General features: G+C 68.9%; 4 protein-coding genes. 3 read left to right on the plus strand and 1 reads right to left on the minus strand.

What is annotated here, in order from left to right; genetic code table 11:
* Positions 1-2,242 (plus strand): non-ribosomal peptide synthetase (locus ACWDZ6_RS33240; protein ID WP_451505809.1); only part of this gene is annotated, 2,242 nt, incomplete at its 5' end.
* A complete protein-coding gene (locus ACWDZ6_RS33245) occupies positions 2,239-2,919 on the plus strand; it encodes a formyltransferase family protein (protein WP_451505810.1) in 681 nt (226 codons plus the stop codon). The genes ACWDZ6_RS33240 and ACWDZ6_RS33245, both read left to right, overlap by 4 nt.
* A gap of 57 nt (positions 2,920-2,976) precedes the next feature.
* On the opposite strand, the gene ACWDZ6_RS33250 is transcribed toward ACWDZ6_RS33245, so the two are convergent.
* Positions 2,977-4,125 carry a serine hydrolase domain-containing protein gene (locus tag ACWDZ6_RS33250; RefSeq protein ID WP_451505811.1) on the minus strand — a complete coding sequence of 383 codons (1,149 nt, stop codon included), beginning with the start codon at positions 4,123-4,125 and terminating at the stop codon, positions 2,977-2,979.
* Between the two features lie 327 nt (positions 4,126-4,452).
* On the opposite strand from ACWDZ6_RS33250, the gene ACWDZ6_RS33255 reads away from it, so the two are divergent.
* Positions 4,453-4,914 (plus strand): DUF5709 domain-containing protein, encoded by a 462-nt coding sequence (locus ACWDZ6_RS33255; RefSeq protein WP_451505812.1) that lies wholly within the window; start codon positions 4,453-4,455, stop codon positions 4,912-4,914.
* The last annotated feature ends 241 nt before the right edge of the window (positions 4,915-5,155 follow it).

A 5,155-nucleotide genomic window follows, 5' to 3' on the forward strand; every position in this document is an offset into this window, starting at 1 on the left:
GCCGCTGCCCGCAGCGGCGGCGCTGGTGGGCGCCGCGCGCGCCGGCTCGTACGCCCGGCACCGCTATCTGGCGTCGGCGATCGTCTCCAACGCCGGCCGACTGGCGCTCGAGGACTTCAGCACTGGGGAGTTCGCGGCGACGACCGTGTACGCCCTGCCGGTGCATGCCCCCCTGGTGCCTGTCAGCATCGCGCTGCTCGAACTGCCCGAGCACACCGAACTGGTGGTCTCCGCCCGCGGGGCCACGGACGTCGGCGAGCGCTGCGAGGTGCTGCTGGACCGGATCGAGACCGTGCTGGGCACTGCCGTACCGGTCTCGTACGCGCCGCCCCAGGCCCCGCCTCGAAAGCCGGGCGCGGCCGACCGGCTGCTCGCACCCGGACCTGACGGGCTTCCGCCGCTGGACACCACGGTGGTGCAGCTGTTCCGGGCGCAGGCCGCCCGGCAACCGGACGCAATCGCCGTGACCGGCGACGGCCTCCCGTGGTCGTACGGGGATCTGGACCGCCGCTCGGACTCCGTCGCGGCCGTGCTGCTGGCCCGGGGAGTCGGGCGCGGCGAGGTGGTCGGTGTGCTGGCCGACCGCTCGGCGCTCGGCCTGGCCGGGATCTGGGGTGTCCTCAAGGCAGGCGCCGCTTTCCTGCCGATGGACATCCGCAATCCGCAGCAGCGGGTCAAGGAGCTGCTGCACGACGCGCAGGCCCGCTTCTGTCTGACGGACGCCGCCTCGGCCGGCCGTACGGACGGGGCCGACTGCACGACGATCCTCCTCGAGGATGCCGGCAGCGATCGCGCAGCGCTCCACGAGCAGGCGCAGCACGAACTGACCGGTGCCGCTCCCGGGCCGGACGATCTGGCCTATGTCATCTACACCTCGGGTTCCACCGGCAAGCCCAAGGGTGTCCAGATCGAGCACCGTAGTCTCGTCAACGTGGTCGGCTGGATAGCCCCGTTCCTGCGGTGCGACGAACAGACCCGGGTCGCGTACTCCTTCTCGCCCGGCTTCGACCTGTCGATGATGCAGATCTTCCCGCCGCTGCTGCACGGTGGGGCCGTCGTACCGGTGCCCGGCGAACTCGACCACGTCAAACTGCGCGAGATGTTCTCGGGCCGGCAAGCCAACACCCTGGCTCTGACCCCGACCCACCTCGAACTCGCCGCCAGGCTCGGCCTCCGCCCGGCAGGCATCCGCGCGCTCCACGTCGGCGGCGAGAACCTCACCACGGCCACTGGCCAGTGGGCGCGGGCATCGTTCGGGCCCGACTGCCTGATCGTCAACATCTACGGCCCCACCGAAGCGACGGTGGCCTGTACCGCCGCCGTCGTCGGCGACGACGCCTCACGCGCATCCACGCCGATCGGAGTACCGGTGCACCGCACCTCCGTGGCCGTGCTGGACGAGCAGCGGCAGGAAGTGCGCGACGGCGAGCTGGGCGAGCTGTATGTGACGGGTGTGCAACTGGCCCGCGGCTACCTCGGCCGCCCCGACCTGACGGCCGACCGCTTCGTCTACCTCCCGGACGGCCGGCGCGCCTACCGGACCGGCGACCTGGTACGGCGGCTGCCGGAGGGGCAGCTCGAGTACGCGGGGCGGATCGACACCCAGGTCAAGATCCGCGGTCACAGGGTCGAACCGGGTGAGGTCGAGGCGGCGCTCACCGCGCTGCCGGACATCGCGCAGGCCGCCGTGGTCGCCCGCCGCAGGCACCATGCCGGCCCGCAGGCACTGTGCGCCTACGTGGTTCCTGCCGAGGGCGCGGAGATCCTCGACGAGGCAGCCGTACGGGCAGAGCTGGAACGTTCGCTGCCCTCCCACCTGGTGCCCTCGGTGGTGTGCACGGTGCCCGGGCTGCCCGAGACGGCCAGCGGCAAGACCGACCGCAATGCGCTGCCGAATCCTTTCGACGAAGCCGCCGCGGAGCCCGGGAAGCCGGCCGCCCCGGGAGCGCCCGCGACGCCCGCCGGGACCGGACCCGCCCCGGGCCCCGCCACTGCGGCGGTGACCGCCGGGATCTGGTCCCGCATCCTGCACTGCGATGCCACGCGCCTCGATGCCTCCGCCGACTTCCACGCGCTGGGGGGCGACTCCCTCGCCGTCCTCGAGATGCTGTCCGCGCTCGGTGACGAACTGCTGGGACAGGCCATGGAACAGCAGTTCCTGGCGCAGCTCGGGTCCCTGAGCGAGAATCTGACGCTCGGCCGGGTCGTCGAGACCGTCGACGCCCTGCGGAGCACGTCGTGATCTTCGTCGGTGAGGGCGCGCTGCTCCGGCGCGCCGTACAGCACACTCTGGACAGCGGTCTGGCCGTGGACCTGGTCTGCGGCCCCACCGCCGCGCTGACGGCTCCGCCCGACGTGCCCTTCCTGGCCGCCGCGGACGTCAACGCGGTCGCCGGAGAACTGGCCGACGCCAGCACGGACGGCCTTGTCTGGTCGGTCAACAACCGGATGATCTTCCGCGCTCCGGTGCTCTCCACCGGGCTGCGCATCCTGAACATCCACCACGGCCCGCTACCCGCCTACCGGGGGCTGCCCGAGGTGGCTCTGGTGTACGCGATACTGCGCGGCGACCGGGAGTTCGCCGCGACACTCCACCTGGTGGACGAGGGCATCGACACGGGCCGGGCCCTGGCCGCCGAGCCCTATCCGATCGGCCCGGACGACCCGTACCACGTGGTGCTGCGCCGCGGTCTGGAAACCTGCCACAACCTGTTCAAGCGCTGCCTGCCACTCGCCGCTGCCGACCCCGACTGGACCGGCGAGCCCACCCGGCCCATGGGCGCCGACGGCGGAGGCTACTTCGGCCGCGAGGCGCTGGCCCGTCTGCCCGAACACCGCGGTCACCCGAACTTCAAGCGCGCCACCGACCTCGGTTTTCTGGCCGGCTACCTCCCGGAGCTTGCCGCAGCGCTGGCATGAAGGCCGGCGGCCGTCCGTCCCGGCGCCTTCCGGCCGCCGCCACTGGATGGATCCTCCTCAGTTGCCGCTCAACGGGGTGTCCGGAACCACATGGTCGGCGATCGAAATCAAGAGCTCGGTACTGAAATTCTTGGCGGCGTCGCTGCCGATCCCCTGTGTCGCGGCCGTCGCGATCGCGATTTTCTTGGAAGGCAGATAGGCGACCGTTCCCTGATAGCCGGCGAACGACGGATTCTGCAGGAGCCAGGTTTTCTGAACGGCCACGCCGAGGGCATAGGAGACCGTGGGCGACACATCGGAGACGGGCGTGATCTGCACCTTGTGCGACTCGGGCGTCAGCAACTTCCCCTCGCCCAGCGCCGCAAACGACTTCCCCATGTCTTCCAACGTTCCCGTCATTACCGATCCCGGCGCCAGCGTCCATGACGGATTCCAGTAGGTGGAGTCCTCGAATACGCCCCTTTCGTTGTCGAAGGCATGCAGCACCGGGGCGGAAATCTCCGCTGTGGCGGGGATTTCGGTCTGGGACAGACCGAGGGGCTTCAGGATGTTGTTCCGCATCACTTCCGCCAGGGGCTTCTTCTCCACTTTCGAGATGATGTCACCCAGGATCACCCAATTGGCGTGCGAATACACGAAACCCGTTCCCGGTGGTTTCACGAGGGGCTTGGAGACGGAGATGTTCACCAGTTCTTCCGCCGTCCACTGGCGGAACGGATTCTTGTAGAGTTCAGCCACGAACTTGGTATTTGTGACGTAGTCCGCGTATCCGGAGGTGGTGGAGGCCAGCATCTTCAGTGTGATCTCGTCGGCGTGCGGAAGGTCGGGTCGCCACCGAGAAATCTTGTCGTCAAGCTTGACCTTGCCCTCGTCGACGAGCTTGAGAATTTCGGTCGTCAAATAGGGAATAGCAACTGCCCCGATCCGGAAATGCATGTCCGTCGAAGCCGGAATGCCCGTCATCGACTCCCCTGAAGCGACGGTCGAGATCTTCTTGCCATTGACCCATACGCCTGCCATGGCTGCGGTGAGTTTGTACTTCTTCAGGGAGTCCTCGACCTGTTTCTCGGTGAAGTCGGCAGTATCGCCCGCAATACACGTGCTGCCTTCAGGGATCTGGTCGGACGGACATGCCTTCGCCGCGCTCTCGGCCTCGGTGAAGGCACAGCCCGCCAGCGAAGCGCCCAAAAGCACCTGCAGGCACATGAGGGTCACGGTCTTCGGACTACGCACGATGGAGCCTCCAGCCAGATCGACGGCCGCGATCCCCGCATCTCGCAATTGAGGGCCTCGTTCCGCATGCTAACCGTCGGCCTCGGCCGACGCGCTTCGGAAGATTTCCAGAAGCTTGTACGTCCTTTCGTGTGGTCGCCGCAGGCGGTCGTGGTCGTAGCCTTATTGACGTAGGGCTCGCCGGACGTCCTGAACCGCAACGCACTTGTACGCCTGCATCGGGCTTGTGGAACGGCTCGCCACGGTGCCCGGCGCCGCAGCCTGGCGGAGACTGAAAGTACGGGGCCGTGAGGAGGAGACATGACCGAGAGCTCCATGGGTGACGAGGTCTACCAGCCGGACGGGTCCGAGGTGCAGGACGATGCCGGGCTGCTGGACGCCGAGGACACTCTCGAGGATCCCGCGCTGCAGATCCTGTCCGAGGGGTACTCCCCGCCGGAGAAGCCGTGGGCCGTGGAGCGGATAGGGACCACCGCGGCGGAACAGCGCCGGGGAGAGAGCCTTGATGAGCGGCTGGCCGAGGAAGCGCCCGACATCAGTACGCCCGCGGGCGACGGGCTGGGGGACGCGTGGGACACGGACGGCGAACTGATCGACGACGAGGTCGGGGACGAGCGCGCCGGCCGGCTTGTGGCCCCTGACGAGGGCGCCCACTCCGGCCTGGAGAAGGACCTGGTCGCTACGGATGTGGGCATCGACGGCGCCTCCTCGGCGGAAGAGGCGGCGATGCATCTGATCCCGGAATCCTCCGAGCAGTCCTGATCTGCGAATGGCTGCGGTGGGCGCCGGGCCGAGCGCCACCGGGGGACGTCCGGCAGTCAGCCTCCGGCGGCCGCGGACGCGTAACGGCCTCGCACGTGCGCGGCAGATCCGCCGGCAGCTCCGAGCACCGATTGCGGCACCCCGCGCCGGGGGCGACCAGGGTGGACCTCGGCCACGCCCGTATGCGCACCACCCGTCCGCGCACTGTCACGCTGACAACGTTCCCTCTCGCGATCCGATG

It is taken from the genome of Streptomyces sp. NPDC002926, from assembly GCF_053591755.1.

Excerpts from the sequence above, each read along its gene's own strand:
- ACWDZ6_RS33250 (WP_451505811.1), bottom strand. The coding sequence starts at position 4,125 with ATGTGCCTGCAGGTGCTTTTGGGCGCTTCGCTGGCGGGCTGTGCCTTC.
- ACWDZ6_RS33255 (WP_451505812.1), top strand. The coding sequence starts at position 4,453 with ATGACCGAGAGCTCCATGGGTGACGAGGTCTACCAGCCGGACGGGTCC.